The sequence below is a fragment of the Nocardiopsis nanhaiensis genome, from assembly GCF_054778635.1.
Genome location: NZ_BAAGZJ010000019.1, coordinates 1 through 15,750, shown reverse-complemented (window position 1 = coordinate 15,750; position 15,750 = coordinate 1). Strand labels below are relative to the sequence as shown.

Below are 15,750 nucleotides of genomic sequence, written 5' to 3'. Positions count from 1 at the left end.
CCCATGCCCACCACCGTCAACGGAATCGACGAGCTACGCGCCGCCGCCGGCAAGGACCTGGGCCACAGCTCCTGGATGGAGGTCGCACAGGAGCGGGTCAACACCTTCGCCGACGCCACCGACGACCACCAGTGGATCCACGTCGACCCCGAACGAGCCAAGGACAGTCCCTTCGGCGGCGCCATCGCCCACGGCTACCTCACACTGGCGCTGTTGATCCCCTTGTTCAGCGAGGTCCTCGTCATCGAAGGGGTCTCGGTCAAGGTGAACTACGGCCTGAACAAGGTCCGGTTCATCGCACCGGTCCCGGTAGGCTCTCGGGTCCGCCTCGCCGCGACCCTGGCCGAGGTCACCGACGTGTCGGGCGGGGTGCAGGTCGTGGTGGACGGCCGCATGGAGGTCGAAGGGCAGGAGCGGCCCGCCGCGGTCATGCAGGTCGTCCTCCGCTTCCTGGAATGAGGGATCGGCACCCCATGAGAGGGACCCCCGGGGCGGCGAGCCCGAGTGGAAGGGTGCAGAGTTGGCACTGACCGAAGAGGTCCGGCTACGGGCCCGGATCGTCTGGGACTACCAGCACATGGGCCAGCGGCCGCGCCGGTGCGACGTCGCGGTGGTGCTGGGCAGCCACGACCCGGGGGTCGCCGCGTGCGCCGCCGACCTGTACCGGCGCGGGCTCTTCCCCCGTATGGTCATCACCGGCGGGAACAGCCCGTCGACCCTGGCCCGGTTCCCCCGCGGCGAGGCCGTGCACTACCGCGAACACGCGCTGGACCTGGGCGTTCCCGATGGGGCAATCCTGGTGGAGCCCGAAGCCACCAACACGGGCGAGAACATCCGCCTGGCCCGGGCGCTACTCGAACGCGAGGGTGTCGCGCGGCGCACCGTGATGCTGGTCAGCAAGCCGTACATGGAGCGCCGAGCCCACGCCACCACCAGGGCCCTGTGGCCCGAGGCGGAGACGGTGTGCGCCTCGGCCAGGATCGGGTTCGACGACTACCTCGGAACGATCGGCGACGACCGGCTGGTCGTGGACACGATGGTCGGTGATCTGCAGCGCGTGATGGACTACCCGGCCCGCGGCTTCGCCGTCCCCCAAGAGGTCCCCGACCACGCCCGCGAGGCGTACGCTTACCTGGTGGAAGCGGGCTTCGACGGCCACCTCATCCGGGACTGAGGTCGTCCCGCGTCAGGCACGGGCCTCATAGAGGGCGAAGACGGCGTGGTCGACCTCCTCCCACGAGTCCTCAGCGAGGCCGGGGCGGACGAACGTGCCCGCGAAGGACAGTCCCAACCGCTCCATGACCGCGCGCGAACGCCGGTTGTGCGCCTCAGTGAAGGACACCACCCGGTCGGCGCCCAGGCCCTCGAAGGCCAGTTCCAACCCGGCGCGGCCGATCTCGGTCGCGTAGCCGTTGCCCCAGTACTCTTCGCGCAGCGCCCAGCCCAGTTCCAGGCACGGGGTCCCCGACAGTTCGGTCCAAGAGCATCCGCCCCGGCCTACCAAGGCGCCGTCCGAGCGCCGCCGGGCAAGCCACTTGTGCACACCGTGCTCACGCCATTGCCGACCCATGTCCGCAGCCTGCACACGGGCGCCTTCGCGGGTCCCGGTGCCCGCGAACCAGCGGGCGATCCCCGGATCCCGGTGCAGGAACCACAGGTCATCACCGTCATCGGGGCCGATCGGGCTCAACCGCAGGCGCGGGGTCAACCGTTCCATCCGCGAATCCTCCCCCCCCGGATGCCCGGGACGACACCCGATTTCGCGCGGGCGGCGTTCGGGCGCGTAACCTGCCGCTGGAAACCGGACCGGAGAGGAACACCCATGGACGAGGTCAAGGACCTGCCCGAGCGCAGCCGCCTGGTGGTGGCGGCCCTGCGCGAACTCGGGATGGAAGGCCGGGTGCGCGAACTGCCCGCCTCCACCCGGACCGCCGCGGAGGCCGCCGAGGCACTGGAGTGCGAGGTCGGGGCCATCGCCAACAGCCTGGTGTTCATGGCCGACGGGCAGCCGCTGCTGGTAATGACCAGCGGACGCCACAAGGTGGACGTCGCCGTGCTGGCCGAGCGCCTCGGCAAGGCGAAGATCAGGCGCGCCAAGCCGGAGGAGGTCCGGGCGGCCACGGGCCAGGCCATCGGCGGCGTCGCGCCGCTGGGCCACCCGGCACCCGTGGATACCGCGGTGGACACCGCCCTGGCCGACTACCCGCGGTTGTGGGCGGCGGGCGGGACGCCGAACACCATCTTCCCCACCGACTACCCCGGGCTGCTGCGCATGACCGGCGGTACCGAGGTCGCGGTCAACTGACCCTGGCCGGGTCCGCCCTGTCCCCGCTCCCCGCACGGACCAGGAACAGGGTCCGGACACGCGGACACCGTTCAAGCCTCGGACCGGGCTCTGAGGTGTCCCGAGGTTTTCCGCTCACTCCACCGGGTCAGTCAACCGGGTACCCGTTCTGTGCCAGGCAGGCGTCGTTGTCCACGAACCCGTGGGCGTTCTCCTCGCACGGGTCCAACCCGGGCGGCCGATAGAAGGGGTCCTCTACCTCCGGGGCCGTGTCCTCTACCGCTTCCGGAGGCGGAACGGGCGGCTGGTACACGGTTGACCCCGTGTCGGTGGCGGTCGCGGGGGCTTGGGGCTCGCGAGGTTCCCGGTCCGGTTCCCGCTCCTCGGGCTCTACGAAGAACTCCCTCTGCGGTTCCTCTTCTTCGAAAGGTGCCTCAGGCGCGCAGGCGCTCAGGGCTAGGGCGTGTTCGGTGGATGCTGCCCGTCGCGAGCGGCGTATCCAGTGGTGCTGGCACAAGGCCGAAGAAGGAGTTCCCCTACTGTGCGCTGCCTCGCAAGCTCGGCAGCATCGCACAGCGGGGGCCCGCCCGGGTTTGGCTGTCGACTGATGAGAACGCAGTGACAGTGCCGCTGGGGCGACGCGCAGCAGGGTATGTGTCCGCCGAACATGCCCTAAGGCGAGAGCCGCCGCGGCGATGCTGAACGTGCGCATGTCGCTCCTCAGTAGGTATCGAGGAGACGTCCAAGCCTTCGCCTCGGTTGTCCCGGCCTGCCTGACGACGGCCAGCTCACTCCGCCGGGGTGCGCGGGCGGATGCGGGCCGCCTTGCTGGTGCCCCAGGCCACGAGACCGGAGGCGGTGCCCACCAGGGTGCCCGTGACCAGGCTGCCCACGGCCGAGAAACCCCGCATGACCGCCTCTTGGAGGCCCGGGGGCAGGTCGCTCAGGTTGCCGCCGAGGGACGGCGGGTCACCCTCCCACGCCAGGTTCCACAGCAGCTGGTGGCCCAACAGCAGGAACACCCCGTACACGGCTCCCAAAGCCAGGAGTGTCAGGAAGGGGTTCGGCACCCGCCGCAGCACCGCCACCGCGATCCACACCGCGGGCGGAACGAACACGAACAGGGCGTCGCCGGAGGTTCCCTCGTGGATGACGCCGAGGTCCTGCAGGACCACCCGGGGCGCGGCGAGCAGGGCCAAGCCGACGATGACGGGGGCGGAGAGGCCCAGGGCTGTTCGGTGGCTTCGGTTCATGCTCCCCATGCTGTGCGAGCGGCCCTCGGGGCGCGTCAGCCCTCGGTATCGCCCTGCTACGTCCGGGCGCGTAGCCCGGACCGTGCGGCGTCGGTCCTCAGCCGAGCGGGGCCACCTGCGGTACGGTCGCCGGTGACATCGGGTGGCCGCTCGCACACACCCGGCTTGGGAAGGACACCGCGCATGACCAGGAACGGTTGGATCCTGGCCGCCGCCATGACGGTGCTCGCGCTGATCGTCGGGTTCGGCGCGGGGTGGTTCGCCCAACGGGCCGCGCACGACCCCGCGGAACCGCCTCCCAGCGCCGAGGACGCCCCTGCCGAAGCGCCCCTCCCCGACGACGACGGCGGGGACCGGCCCGATCCCGGGTTCGGATCGGTGCCCGTGGACCTGGACGAGACCCACGACTTCGGTGACGGACTCTCCATCCGCCTGACCGGATTCGAGCGCGAGGTGGAGGAGGGCGGGGTCGACCCGGCCACCGGCGAGGAGGGCGACCTGCCCTACGTCTCGTGGACGGTCGAGCTGGCCAACGAGGGCTCGGAGACCGTCCAGACCGGGCTGGTCACCAAGTCCTGTGCCGTGGGCGACCCGCTGGAGGAGTCCGGTTCCCCCGGGCTGGGCGACAGCGTCAACCCGCCCGAAAGCCTCGGCCCCGGCCAGTCCGGGGCCTGGGACGAGGACTGCTGGCTCGACGAGGAAGACAGCCGGATCCAGTACACCGTCGAGTTCCACGATCAGGACTTCGTGCCGCTCTACCCGCCGGTCACCTTCGCGGGCACGGTGGAGGACTGACGAGGGCCGGTCCCGGGAGTCCGGAACCGGCCCTTGCGTACCTGAGCGGTGTACCGCGGCTCGAGTGTGCCGCTGCTAACCGGTGAACAGGGCGGCCGCCTGGATGGAGGTCTGCACCACGCCGTACCCCAGGGCCACGGTCACGACCACCCACAGGAAGAGTGCGGCGGCCTTCGACGCCTGGTCACGTGTGCTCTGTTCCATCGAGTTCTCCTTGGTCGAAAGGTCGGTGTCCGTCATCGGTCACACCGTCTCTCGGGTCGGTTCCGGCGTGACGGTCTCGACCTGGACCCGCTCCGTAGGCAACGGGCGGACCAGCATGTTCGCCACGAAGCCGATCACCATCACGGCCACGATGAGGTAGAGGGACAGCGTGTAGAGGTCCGCGCCGGAGTAGCCCGCCGCGAGCTGGTAGTCCGCGATCACGTTGACGATCAGGGGACCGGCGATGCCCGCGCACGACCAGGCGGTGAGCAGGCGGCCGTGGATGGCGCCCACGTTGAAGGAGCCGAAGAGGTCCTTCAGGTAGGCCGGGATGGTCGCGAACCCGGCGCCGTAGAAGGACAGGATGATCCCGGTGACGGCGACGAAGAGCACCACGGAGCTGGTGCCGGCGACGGCGATCAGCAGGTAGAGCAGTCCGCCGATCCCCAGGTAGCCGATGTAGGTGCGCTTGCGGCCGATGACGTCGGACGCGGAGGACCAGACGAAGCGCCCGAGCATGTTGCACAGCGACAGGAAGCCGACGTAACCCGCGGCCTCGGCCGGGCCGACCCCCGTGAAGAAGTCCTGCACCATCGGGGCGGCCTGTTCGAGGATGCCGATCCCCGCGGTCACGTTGCAGAAGAGCACGATCCACAGGAGCCAGAACTGGCGAGTGCCGAAGGCCCGCTCGACGCTGACCCCTTCCGTGGCGGCGTCGCCCCCGCTGACCGAGGGGCCGGGCTCCCAGCCGTCGGGCTTCCAGCCGGGCGGCGGGACCTTGACGGTCATCGCGCCCAGCATCATGGCGGTGAGGTAGACGCCGCCGAGGATGAGGAAGGCCGGGACGATCGCGTCGGCCGGGGTGTCGCCGAAGCGCTCGAGGAGGGCGGCGGACAGGGGCGAGGCGATGAGCGCGCCGCCGCCGAAGCCCATGATCGCCATGCCGGTGGCCATGCCGGGGCGGTCGGGGAACCACTTGATCAGGGTGGACACGGGCGAGATGTACCCGATGCCCAGTCCGATCCCGCCCAGGACGCCGTAGCCGAGGTAGAGCAGCCACAGCTGCCCGGTGGCCACCCCGAGGGCTCCCACCAGGAAGCCGGCACCCCAGCACAGCCCGGAGACGAACATCGCTTTACGGGGCCCGTTGCGCTCCACCCACTTGCCGCCGAAGGCGGCGGACAGGCCGAGCATGACGATGGAGATACTGAAGACCACGCCGATCGCGGTCAGTGAGGAGTCGAACCGCTCCACCAGCGGGGTCTTGAAGACGCTGAACGCGTACACCTGCCCGATGGACAGGTGCACCGCGAGCGCGGCAGGCGGGATGAACCAACGGCTGTAGCCGGGCGGAGCGACACTCTTCTCCCGATCGAGAAACGACAGCACGGCCCATCCTAACGATTGATCTACGGTCCGGAATACGCTTCCGCTTTCTGCGCCCTCCCGTTCGACAGGGAGAAGCCTGGGACATCGTCACAGCCTCTGTGACGACAATCAAATACACGTTTCCTTTCGGGCAATAACCCGTGATTATCAAGAACCGCCGGAGGTCCCGCAAACCTCGACGGGACCGGGATCGGAAACTTCAGCCGCGGCCGGTCGCGGAAACCTCGGAAAGCACGGATTCCGGCGGGGAGGAGGGGTGCAGGCGGTGCAGTTGCCCTTCCAGATCGGCACCGGCCAGGGCTTCCAGGAGGGCGCGGGCCAGCACCGGTTCGGGGTCGCGGTCGGCGATGACCAGGCCGACCGCCTTGCTGACCTCGGGTTCCACCAGGGGGATCGCGCGCATGCCCGGCGGCACCGGATGCAGGTAGAGCCAGGCGTGCGACATCACGGCGGACCAGCGACCCTCGCTGACGTGCGAACACAGCGCGCTCACCGAGTTGGTCTCCATCTTGGGCACGGGTTCGGTGCCCGCCCGGCGGAACGCCTCGTCGACGATGCGGCGGTTCTGCATGTCCGGGGTCAGCAGGCACAGGGGCACCTTGGCCGCTTCGGCCCACGTGAGGCTCTCCCGGTCGGCGAAGGGACCTTCCTCGGGGGTGAGCAGGACGTATTTCTCCTGGTAGACGGCCCGCTTGCGCACGTGTGCCAGGGGTTCGTTGTCCACGTAGGTCAGGCCGACGTCGATCGTGTAGTCGGCCAGCCCCTGCTGGATCTCGTTCGACGTCATGGACACCACGGACAGCGTGACCAGGGGATGCTGTTCGCAGAAGGCATCCGTGATCAGGGAGATCGAGCTCAGGGTGGTCGGTATGGCTCCGATGCGCAGGCGCCCGCTGAGCCCTTCGCGCAAGCTCCTGACGTTCTCGACCAGGGAGTCGTGTTCGGCCAGGACACGCTGGGCCCATGCGACGATCCGCTCCCCCTCGTGCGTGAACCCGATGAACCGGTTGCTCCGCTTGACGATGGGGACGCGGAACTCGCCCTCGAGCTTCCGGATGGCCGCCGACAGCGCCGGTTGGGACACGTGGCACACTCGGGCAGCGCGGGCGAAATGGCGTTCCTGCGCCAGCGCGGTCAGGTACTTCAGCTGGCTCAGCAACATCGCGCAATAATACAGCCGTCTGCGGCCAGCGCCAACAAGGGCGGTCAAACCCTTGTCCACTGGCCCCCATTCTACCCTTGTCCGTGAGGCCCCTCTGGACAAAGATCCGCGTAATGAGAGAATGCGAAGTGTGACACAATACGACTCGGACATGCCCGATCCCGCACAGGACGCGCCGGAAGTCAAACCGCCGAAGAAAAACGCGGCGGGCATTCCGGCTGTGCTCAACAGCGTCCGCCACGTAACCGAACAGGCCGGGGTCCGGCGCGGGCTGCCCGCCATGCTCGCCATCAACCAGAAGCGCGGGTTCGACTGCCCCGGATGCGCCTGGCCCGAGCCCGACAAGCGCCACAAGGCGGAGTTCTGCGAGAACGGCGCCAAGGCGGTCGCGGAGGAGGCCACTCACAAGGCCGTGGACGGAGCGTTCTTCGCTCGCTACCCGGTCGCCGAGCTGTTCGACCGCTCCGGATACTGGTTGGGACAGCAGGGTCGCCTCACCGAACCCGTGTACCTGGCCGAGGGCGCTACCCACTACGAACCCATCTCATGGGACCGCGCCCTGAACATGATCGCCGACGAGATGCGCGCCCTGGACACACCGGACGGCGCAGTGTTCTACACGTCGGGGCGTACGAGCAACGAGGCGGCGTTCGCCTACCAGCTTCTGGCCCGCCAGCTGGGCACGAACAACATGCCCGACTGTTCCAACATGTGCCATGAGTCGTCCGGGTCGGCGCTCACCGAGACACTGGGCATCGGCAAGGGCACGGTGTCGCTGGAGGACCTGAACGGGGCCGACCTCATCATCGTGGCCGGGCAGAACCCGGGCACCAACCACCCGCGGATGCTCAGCGCTCTGGAGAAGGCCAAGCGCTCCGGAACCCGGATCATCACGGTGAACCCGCTGCCGGAGGCGGGTATGCGCGAGTTCCGCAACCCGCAGAACGTCCGCGGCATGCTGGGGCGCGGCACCGAGCTCACCGACCTGTTCGCGCAAATCCGCGTGGGCGGGGACCTGGCCCTGTTCTCGGCGGTGAACCGGCTGCTGCTGGAGGCCGACCAGCGCGGCGAGAAGGTCCTGGACCAGGGTTTCATGGACACGTTCACCCACGGCTTCGACGACTTCGCCAAGACGCTGCTCGACGAGCCCGAGGACGAGTTCTGGGCCCGCACCGTACGGGACACGGGTCTCTCCCGTGAGCTCGTCGAGGAGTTCACCGCCATGGTGGTGAACTCCGAACGGATCGTGGTGTGCTGGGCGATGGGTCTGACCCAGCACAAGCACTCGGTGCCGACCATCCGCGAGGTGGTCAACTTCCTGCTGTTGCGCGGCAACGTGGGCCGCCCCGGCGCGGGTGTGTGCCCCGTGCGCGGTCACTCCAACGTGCAGGGCGACCGCACGATGGGCATCTTCGAACGCCCCGCGGAGTCGTTCCTGGACGCGCTGGGCCAGGAGTTCGCCATCGATCCACCGCGTGAACACGGCCACGACACGGTGGACTCGATCCGGGCGATGGCGCGCGGCGAGGTGGGCGTGTTCTTCGCGATGGGCGGCAACTTCGTGTCGGCCACCCCGGACACCGAGGTGACCGAGGAGGCGATGCGCCGGGTGGGGCTGACGGTGCACGTGTCCACCAAGCTGAACCGTTCCCACGTGGTGACCGGCACGCGGGCGCTCATCCTGCCCGCGCTGGCCCGCACCGACCGCGACCTGCGCGACGGGGAACCGCGGTGGATCACCGTGGAGGACTCTATGGGACTGGTGCACGCCTCACACGGGGTGCTGCCGCCCCTGTCGGAGGGGATGTGGTCCGAAGTCGACATCGTCCGGGAACTGGGGCGGAGGCTGTTCGGAAACGACCCGGTGGACTGGGACCGGATGGCCGACTACGACCGGGTGCGCGACCACGTGGCCGCGGTCGTGCCGGGGTTCGAGGACTTCAACAGCAAGGCGCGGCAGTCCGGCGGCTTCGCTCTGCCGAACGCGCCGCGGGACGACCGGAGCTTCCCCACCGAGACGGGGCTGGCCAACTTCACCGTCAACGGCACTTACGCGCCCGAGGTTCCCGAGGGGCGGCTGCTGCTGCAGACGCTCCGCTCGCACGACCAGTACAACACCACCGTCTACGGGCTCAACGACCGGTACCGGGGCATCAAGCGGGGCCGCCGGGTGGTTCTGGTCAACCCCGAGGACGCCCGCGAACTGGGGCTGGCCGACGGGGCCTACACCGACATGGTGGGCGAGTGGTCGGACGGCCGCGAACGGCGCGCGGAGCACTTCCGGGTGGTGCACTATCCGACGTCGCGGGGCAGTGCCGCCGCGTACTATCCGGAGACGAACGTACTGGTACCGCTGGACTCCACGGCGGAGGTGAGCAACACGCCCACCTCGAAGTCGGTGCTGGTCCGCTTCGAGCCCTCGTCCCGGCCCGGCTAGGGCGTGTTCGGTGGATGCCGCCTCCAACGCAGGCGCCACCGGGGGCGCCAGCGCAGCCACGGAAGCCACGGCTCCCCCGGCGGGTGCGGGACGGAGGGGTCGGCCACGCCGCTCTGGATGACGTCCTCGACCTCGTCGAACCTGATCCCGGCGAACACCATGATGTCGCTGGCGACCATCTCCACCGCGAGGTGCGTCGCGTGAGTCACGGGGTCGTCGTCCGGGCGGCCCGCGCCGTACTGGCGGGCCGCCCTCAGTGCCTGTTCCACGGCCTGTTCGCGTGCCTCACGGCTGCTGAGGTCGTCGGCGAGCGTGGCGAGCACTTCCGCCATGCCGGAAACGATGGGCGCCAGCTCGCGGCGTTCGTCGGCGCCCATGGAGGTGGTGGTCCGGGACAGGAACAGGCAGCTCTCGCCGAGCAGGATGAGCCGTTCGATGATCTCGTCCTCGTCCAGCACGGGCCTCGGGTCACCCCAGCGGATCGTGGAGAGGCGGACGGTGGACCTGCTGCTCTCGCGTGCCTTGCTGAGTTCGGCCATGGGCCTGCTCAGGTCGCCGAGCCGGTTGACCATCTGTTCGCTGGAGGCGTCGCCCTCCTCGGTCAGGGAGCGTCCTACGACGGCCAGCATGCGGGACATCTCCGTGAGGGCGTCCTCCTCGATGCGGCGCAGCATGGCAACGAGCCGGGCCGGGAACAGGAGCTGGCTGAAGGCCAGGGCCACCCCGGCACCGATGAGTGCGTCGACGATCCGGTCGATGCCGGGGCTGTCGGCCCCGACGAAGATCGTGGTGAGGATGGCGCTGGCTGCGGCCTGGCCGATCACGATCCGTTCGGCGTTGATCGCGACAGCCGCCGTCATGGCGCCCGCGGTGGCCAGCGCCAAGGCCGCGAAGCCGCGGTCGGTGACGATCAGCGCCAGCTCTCCCGCGAGGATGCCGAGGAAGACCCCGGTGAGGAGTCGGAGCGCGTTGGCGCCGCGTTCCCCGCCCGTGGCGTTGAGCGCGATGACGGCGGCGATCGGCGCGAAGAACGGGTTGTGGTCCTGGATGAGGCCCCCGGCGATGGCCCAGGCCAGTACCGCGGCGATGACGGCGAGGACGATTGACGAGGTATGGGCGATCACGCGCTCGCGTGCTTCCACCGATGCGGTCCTCGCCCGGTGCAGCACGTCGCGGGTCCTCGTTGGCAGCTCTCCCATGTTCTCCTCACCGATGAAGGGGCACGCCTTCCGGGGGTGCGGGGGCAGCCGGTTTTATTGTTGCCGATGGGAGGTGCCTGAGTGTGGGTACGCCATGCGCGGTGTTTCGCGCGGCCGTGCCGGGGTGCGGCCCCGGTGGCCTGAGTCACCGGGGCGCCCCCTTACTGTGGCGGCATGCCAACGATCTACCTGATCCGCCACGGTAAGGCCTCCCCCGAGGCGGCGGACTACGACGAGCTGAGCCCCACCGGATACGAACAGGCGCGCCTGCTGGGCGCGGAGCTCAAGCGACGCGGGCTGCCGGTCGGCCCCGTGGTCTCGGGCTCGCTGCGGCGCCAGCGCCAGACCGCCGATGCGGCTCTGGCCGAAGCCGGAATCGACACCTCGCCCGCCGTGGACGAGCGGTGGAACGAGTACGACCACCTGCACCTTTTGGGGCGCTACCCGATCGAGACGGGCAGTCTCCAGCAGCGTTTGGACGCTTCACTGGCGTCATGGACCGCCTCCGGTGACGAAGGCGAGGGGTCGTGGACGTCGTTCCGCGAGGGGGTGCGGGCGGCCCTGGGCGACGTGGCCGCCTCCCTCGGCAAGGGGCAGACCGCGCTGGTGTTCACGTCCGCGGGGGTGATCGGTGCCGCGTGCTCGACGCTGGTGGACACCCCGACCTCGGGGTTCATCGCGATGAACCGCGTGGTGGTGAACGGTTCCGTGAGCAAGGTGGTCCACGGCCGCGGCGGGACGCAGCTGCTGTCGTTCAACGACCACGCCCACCTGGAGCAGGGCGGCCCGGAGCTGATGACCTACCGCTGATCCGGGCCTTTCTGCGCCCGTTCCATACCGACTGGTCGGTCCCGCCTGTGGGACCGACCGGATCGCCCTTCGGACACACCCCGGACACCCCCGCAGCGCTCAGGCACGGCGTTCGGCGTCGCGGGCCAGGACCGCGCGCAGGCCCAGCTCATAGCCGAGGATCCCGCAACCCGCCACGTAGCCGGCGGCCACCGGAGCCGTGACGGAGGTGTGCCGGAACTCCTCGCGGGCGTAGACGTTGGAGATGTGCACCTCGACCACCGGCGCCTCGATCGCGTCGACGGCGTCCCGCAGGGCGATGCTGTAGTGGGCGTAGGCACCGGGGTTCATGACCACGCCGGCCATGTGCCGGGCGGCGTGGATGCGGTCGACCATGCCGCCTTCACTGTTGCTCTGCTCGCAGACGACCTCCACCCCCAGCTCCTGGCCCAGGGCCTTCATCCGCCCTTCGACCTCGCCGAGGGTGGTGGTGCCGTACTGCTCGGGGTCGCGGGTGCCCAGCAGGTTGAGGTTGGGGCCGTTGAGCAGCAGGACGGTGCGGGCGGTCTCGGTCATGGGGGTGCTTCCTAGCGTCTCGGATTGGTGGCACCAGGTTAGCCCGGAGTGGCGGGTGGCCCCGGTCACGTGCGGGTTTGCCGAACCGGGTAGCATACCGACCAGTCGGTTCATAACCTTTGGAGGCAACCCCGTGGCGTCCACCCTGCTGTCCGCGCGCGACCTGCAGTTCCTGCTCTACGAATGGCTCGACACCGAGGCCCTCACCCAGCGCCCCAGGTACGCGGACCACTCCAAGGAGACCTTCGACGGCGCCCTGGAGTTGGCCGAACGCGTGGCCACCGACCACTTCGCCCCGCACAACAAGGCCAACGACGCCAACGAACCCCACTTCGACGGCGAGCGCGTCCACGTCATCCCCGAGGTGAAGAAAGCCTTGGAGGTCTACGCCGAGACCGGCCTGTCCTCCATCGCGATGGACGCCTCCGTGGGCGGCGACCAGATCCCCCGGGTGGTCTCCAGCGCCTGCAGCGCCTATTTCCAGGCCGCCAACCTGGGCACCTCCGCCTACCCCTTCCTCACCTCAGGCAACGCGTCCCTGCTCGTCGCGCACGGCAGCCCCGAACAGGTGGAGACCTTCGTACGCCCCATGGTCGAAGGGCGCTTCACGGGGACCATGTGCCTGTCCGAACCCCAGGCGGGCAGCTCGCTCTCCGACATCACCACCCGCGCCGAGGCGGTCGGTGACGGCACCTACCGCGTCTTCGGCAACAAGATGTGGATCTCCGCGGGCGACCACGAACTGACCGACAACATCGTCCACCTGGTCCTGGCCAAGATCCCCGGAGGGCCGCCCGGGGTGAAGGGCATCTCCCTGTTCATCGTGCCCAAGTACCTGGTCAACGCGGACGGATCGCTCGGTGAGCGCAACGACGTCGTCCCCGCCGGACTCAACCACAAAATGGGCTACCGGGGTACCGTCAACGCGCTCCTGAACTTCGGTGAGGGCCAGCACACCCCCGGAGGCGAGGCCGGAGCGGTGGGCTACCTCGTGGGCGAACCCCACCAAGGCCTCAAGTACATGTTCCACATGATGGACGGTGCCCGGATCGGCGTGGGTGCCGGGGCGATGGCCGTCGGCTACACCGGTTACCTGAAGTCCCTCGAATACGCCCGCGAGCGCGTCCAGGGCCGCCCGCTCGGGGCGAAGGACCCCGAAGAGCCCCAGATCCCGATCATCGAGCACACCGACGTCCGCCGGATGCTGCTCGCCCAGAAGAGCTACGTGGAAGGCGCGCTCGCCCTGGTCCTGTACTGCGCCCGGCTCGTGGACGAGAGGGCCAGCACCGACGACCCCGAGGCCGCGAAGAAGGCCCAGCTGCTCCTCGACACGCTCACCCCGATCGTGAAGAGCTGGCCCTCCCAGTGGTGCCTGGAAGCCAACAGCCTCGCCATCCAGGTCCACGGCGGCTACGGCTACACCCGCGAGTACGACGTGGAGCAGCACTACCGCGACAACCGCCTCAACGCCATCCACGAAGGCACCCACGGCATCCAGGCCCTGGACCTGCTCGGACGCAAGGCCGTCCAGGACGGCGGAGCCCGGCTGACCGTCCTCGTGGAGACCGCCCGCGCCACCTCCGAACGCGCCCGCGCGCTGGGCGGCCATGAGGCCGAATACGCCGACCTGCTCGACGCCGCTCTGAACCGCATTGCCGAGACCGCGGCGGCCACCTGGTCCGAGGGCGACCCCGCGGTGGCCCTCGCCAACGCGACGCCGTACCTCGAGGCCGTCGGACACGTGGTGATCGCCTGGCTCTGGCTCGAGCAGCTGGTCGCGGCGCACGGCAAGTCGGGCGGCTTCTACGAGGGCAAGCGGGCCGCGGCGGCGTACTTCTTCCACCACGAGCTGCCCCGTACCGGACCCCAGTTCGACCTGGTGGCCTCCCGCGACCGCACCGTCCTGGACGTGTCCCCCGACGTCCTCTGAGCTACTCCCAGACCGCGGTCTCGGGGTCCACGCCCCGGGACCGCGCGTTGGCGTCGACCACCTCACGCAGCCAGGCGGCCAGACCCGGGGCCATGTTGTCGTAGTGGGAGCGGAAACCGGGATCCTCTGTGTACATGCGGCCCAGGCACACGTGCATGGAGTGCGTACAGTCGAAGTAGGCCCCGATGGACGCGCGGTGCCGTTCCGCCAGAGCGTTGGCCCGTTCGCTCCCGGGGGCCACCCCCTCGGCCTTGGCAGCGGCGAGGTCGGCGTCGAGATCCTCGACCCGCCGAGCGATCTCCTTCCAGTCCTCTGGCGTGCGCTCGGCCGCGCGTTCGGCCGCCTGTGCCCACTGGTCGGTGTGGCCCCAGCGCTCACGCGCCTCAGCGGCCCACGAGGGCTGCCATTGCTTGCCGAATATCGCGACCTGTTCCTCCGCCGACAGCAGGATCCCGGCGCGCCTGGCCTCAGCCATGCGGTCGAGGCCGTCCGCCATACGCCGCAACCGCCCGATGCGCTCCCGCAGCTGGTCGCGCTGGCGGAGCAGGGTTTCGGCCGCCTCTTCGGAAGGGGAGTCCAACAACGCCGCGATGTCCTCAAGGGACACGCCCAACTCGCGGTACACGAGCACCCGGTGGAGGCGGGCGACGTCCTCGGTCGTGTACAGCCGGTACCCCGCGGCCGTGCGCCCCGACGGGCGGACCAGCCCGATCTCGTCCCAGTGGTGGAGCGCCCGGACAGTGACGCCCACCAGCGAGGCCGCGGCCCCAACGGTCACCGCGGCCCCCTCTTGGTCCTTCACAGGTCCCAGTGTGCCAGTCGGTCCCCCGTTACTTCCCGGGGTATTCGATGCCCATGTCACGGATGTACTGCGCCTCAGCGCTGTCCGGGTCGTGCGGGCGTGCAGCAGTCATGATCACCCGGGTGTTCTCCGGGGTCACCACCTCCACGTCCACCGTGTTCCAGGGCGTCTGCCGCGGCCCCCTCGTGCAGCCGGGGCGCAGCTCCTCGCAGGCCTTGGCGATCCCGTCGATCTGGCTCAGCACACACGAGAAGCTCACACCCGCCGCAGGAGCCTCCGACGGCGGCTCGCCCGGCACCAGCAACACGTCCTGGAACGCCCAGCGCCGCAGATGCGTGATCTGCTCAGGCATCGAGAACAGGTCGATGAACCCCAGGCCGCGCACCCAGAAGTCTGTCGAATCGGCCAGGTCCCCACTCGGCACGTTCAGGAACATCGGCATGCCGTAGATGCCACGGAACTGCTCGGGCGGCACGGCGCCGGGGCCGGGCTGCGGAACAGGGCTGATGCTGAATGCGGAAAAGTATTCGCTCATGTCGTCATCGTGAACCCTCACGTCGCGTGAGGGTCAAGTGCGAGAGTCAAGCGTGAGAGTCACGCGTGAGAGTCAAGCGTGAGGACGGTGTTTAGGGGGTTCTCCTTTGGTTGGGGGTTGCCTTGTTGCCTTGGGGTGTCCTCCTTTCCCGCCGCCCGATTGTGGCCGTCTCCGCTACGCGCCTCAAGGTCGTCGCCATCGAGCGCTTCGCGCGTCAACGGCGCTCCACCTTGACCCGCTCCGCTCCGACGGCGGGTTGGCGGCTATCGGGAAAGGGTGCCTCTATGTTTTTCGTCAAGCCCTTCACGCGGCCAGATCGACCGCTGGCGTGCGTGATTGGTAGAAGGTCCCGTCCCGCAGCATCGCGAACAGCACATTGATGCGTTGGCGGGCCA

Annotated in this window: 17 protein-coding genes; 7 read left to right on the top strand and 10 right to left on the bottom strand. The window is 69.3% G+C overall.

Features of this window, described 5'->3' with window-relative positions; all coding sequences use genetic code 11:
* Window positions 1-3 precede the first annotated feature (3 nt).
* Both ACYVD1_RS11565 and ACYVD1_RS11560 read left to right on the top strand, forming a co-directional pair.
* Window positions 4-459, top strand: coding sequence for a MaoC family dehydratase (locus ACYVD1_RS11565; RefSeq protein ID WP_460771228.1), 456 nt, complete (start codon window positions 4-6; stop codon window positions 457-459).
* 61 nt (window positions 460-520) lie between these two features.
* Window positions 521-1,174, top strand: a complete 654-nt coding sequence (locus tag ACYVD1_RS11560) for a YdcF family protein (protein WP_460771226.1) — start codon at window positions 521-523, stop codon at window positions 1,172-1,174.
* A 12-nt stretch (window positions 1,175-1,186) separates the two neighbouring features.
* Here ACYVD1_RS11560 and ACYVD1_RS11555 read toward each other — a convergent pair whose 3' ends face one another.
* Window positions 1,187-1,717 carry a GNAT family N-acetyltransferase gene (locus ACYVD1_RS11555; protein WP_460771224.1) on the bottom strand — a complete coding sequence of 177 codons (531 nt, stop codon included), beginning with the start codon at window positions 1,715-1,717 and terminating at the stop codon, window positions 1,187-1,189.
* 105 nt (window positions 1,718-1,822) lie between these two features.
* Here ACYVD1_RS11555 and ACYVD1_RS11550 point away from each other — a divergent pair, with 105 nt between their 5' ends.
* Window positions 1,823-2,305, top strand: coding sequence for a YbaK/EbsC family protein (locus ACYVD1_RS11550; RefSeq protein ID WP_460771221.1), 483 nt, complete (start codon window positions 1,823-1,825; stop codon window positions 2,303-2,305).
* A 127-nt stretch (window positions 2,306-2,432) separates the two neighbouring features.
* Here the strand turns inward: ACYVD1_RS11550 and ACYVD1_RS11545 are convergent, their stop codons facing one another.
* Together ACYVD1_RS11545 and ACYVD1_RS11540 are read right to left on the bottom strand one after the other, a co-directional pair.
* Window positions 2,433-2,801 (bottom strand): hypothetical protein, encoded by a 369-nt coding sequence (locus ACYVD1_RS11545; RefSeq protein ID WP_460771219.1) that lies wholly within the window; start codon window positions 2,799-2,801, stop codon window positions 2,433-2,435.
* 271 nt (window positions 2,802-3,072) lie between these two features.
* Window positions 3,073-3,537 (bottom strand): hypothetical protein, encoded by a 465-nt coding sequence (locus ACYVD1_RS11540; protein ID WP_460771215.1) that lies wholly within the window; start codon window positions 3,535-3,537, stop codon window positions 3,073-3,075.
* Between the two features lie 183 nt (window positions 3,538-3,720).
* On the opposite strand from ACYVD1_RS11540, the gene ACYVD1_RS11535 reads away from it, so the two are divergent.
* Complete coding sequence (locus ACYVD1_RS11535) at window positions 3,721-4,332, top strand: hypothetical protein (protein ID WP_460771212.1); 612 nt, start codon at window positions 3,721-3,723, stop codon at window positions 4,330-4,332.
* 75 nt (window positions 4,333-4,407) lie between these two features.
* Here ACYVD1_RS11535 and ACYVD1_RS11530 read toward each other — a convergent pair whose 3' ends face one another.
* The 3 genes from ACYVD1_RS11530 to ACYVD1_RS11520 all read right to left on the bottom strand — a co-directional run bounded on the left by ACYVD1_RS11530 (window position 4,408) and on the right by ACYVD1_RS11520 (window position 7,087).
* The gene (locus ACYVD1_RS11530) at window positions 4,408-4,572 is read right to left on the bottom strand and encodes an MFS transporter small subunit (protein ID WP_460771210.1); all 165 of its coding nucleotides are present in this window, start codon (window positions 4,570-4,572) and stop codon (window positions 4,408-4,410) included.
* A gap of 3 nt (window positions 4,573-4,575) precedes the next feature.
* Window positions 4,576-5,925, bottom strand: a complete 1,350-nt coding sequence (locus ACYVD1_RS11525; RefSeq protein WP_460771206.1) for an L-lactate MFS transporter — start codon at window positions 5,923-5,925, stop codon at window positions 4,576-4,578.
* A 199-nt stretch (window positions 5,926-6,124) separates the two neighbouring features.
* A complete protein-coding gene (locus tag ACYVD1_RS11520) occupies window positions 6,125-7,087 on the bottom strand; it encodes a LysR family transcriptional regulator (protein ID WP_460771203.1) in 963 nt (320 codons plus the stop codon).
* Between the two features lie 121 nt (window positions 7,088-7,208).
* Between ACYVD1_RS11520 and ACYVD1_RS11515 the strand changes: the two genes are divergently transcribed.
* Window positions 7,209-9,524, top strand: a complete 2,316-nt coding sequence (locus tag ACYVD1_RS11515; RefSeq protein WP_460771201.1) for an FdhF/YdeP family oxidoreductase — start codon at window positions 7,209-7,211, stop codon at window positions 9,522-9,524.
* On the opposite strand, the gene ACYVD1_RS11510 is transcribed toward ACYVD1_RS11515, so the two are convergent.
* Window positions 9,521-10,723 carry an FUSC family protein gene (locus tag ACYVD1_RS11510; protein WP_460771199.1) on the bottom strand — a complete coding sequence of 401 codons (1,203 nt, stop codon included), beginning with the start codon at window positions 10,721-10,723 and terminating at the stop codon, window positions 9,521-9,523. The genes ACYVD1_RS11515 and ACYVD1_RS11510 overlap by 4 nt on opposite strands.
* Before the next feature lie 174 nt (window positions 10,724-10,897).
* Here ACYVD1_RS11510 and ACYVD1_RS11505 point away from each other — a divergent pair, with 174 nt between their 5' ends.
* The gene (locus tag ACYVD1_RS11505) at window positions 10,898-11,533 is read left to right on the top strand and encodes a histidine phosphatase family protein (RefSeq protein ID WP_460771197.1); all 636 of its coding nucleotides are present in this window, start codon (window positions 10,898-10,900) and stop codon (window positions 11,531-11,533) included.
* A gap of 99 nt (window positions 11,534-11,632) precedes the next feature.
* Here the strand turns inward: ACYVD1_RS11505 and aroQ are convergent, their stop codons facing one another.
* Window positions 11,633-12,088, bottom strand: a complete 456-nt coding sequence (gene aroQ, locus ACYVD1_RS11500; RefSeq protein WP_460771195.1) for a type II 3-dehydroquinate dehydratase — start codon at window positions 12,086-12,088, stop codon at window positions 11,633-11,635.
* 133 nt (window positions 12,089-12,221) lie between these two features.
* Here aroQ and ACYVD1_RS11495 point away from each other — a divergent pair, with 133 nt between their 5' ends.
* On the top strand, window positions 12,222-14,018 hold the full coding sequence (locus tag ACYVD1_RS11495) for an acyl-CoA dehydrogenase (protein ID WP_460771191.1): 1,797 nt from the start codon (window positions 12,222-12,224) through the stop codon (window positions 14,016-14,018).
* A gap of 1 nt (window position 14,019) precedes the next feature.
* Here ACYVD1_RS11495 and ACYVD1_RS11490 read toward each other — a convergent pair whose 3' ends face one another.
* Together ACYVD1_RS11490 and ACYVD1_RS11485 are read right to left on the bottom strand one after the other, a co-directional pair.
* Window positions 14,020-14,820, bottom strand: a complete 801-nt coding sequence (locus ACYVD1_RS11490) for a MerR family transcriptional regulator (RefSeq protein ID WP_460771189.1) — start codon at window positions 14,818-14,820, stop codon at window positions 14,020-14,022.
* A 28-nt stretch (window positions 14,821-14,848) separates the two neighbouring features.
* Window positions 14,849-15,355 carry a VOC family protein gene (locus ACYVD1_RS11485; RefSeq protein ID WP_460771186.1) on the bottom strand — a complete coding sequence of 169 codons (507 nt, stop codon included), beginning with the start codon at window positions 15,353-15,355 and terminating at the stop codon, window positions 14,849-14,851.
* Between the last annotated feature and the right edge of the window lie 395 nt (window positions 15,356-15,750).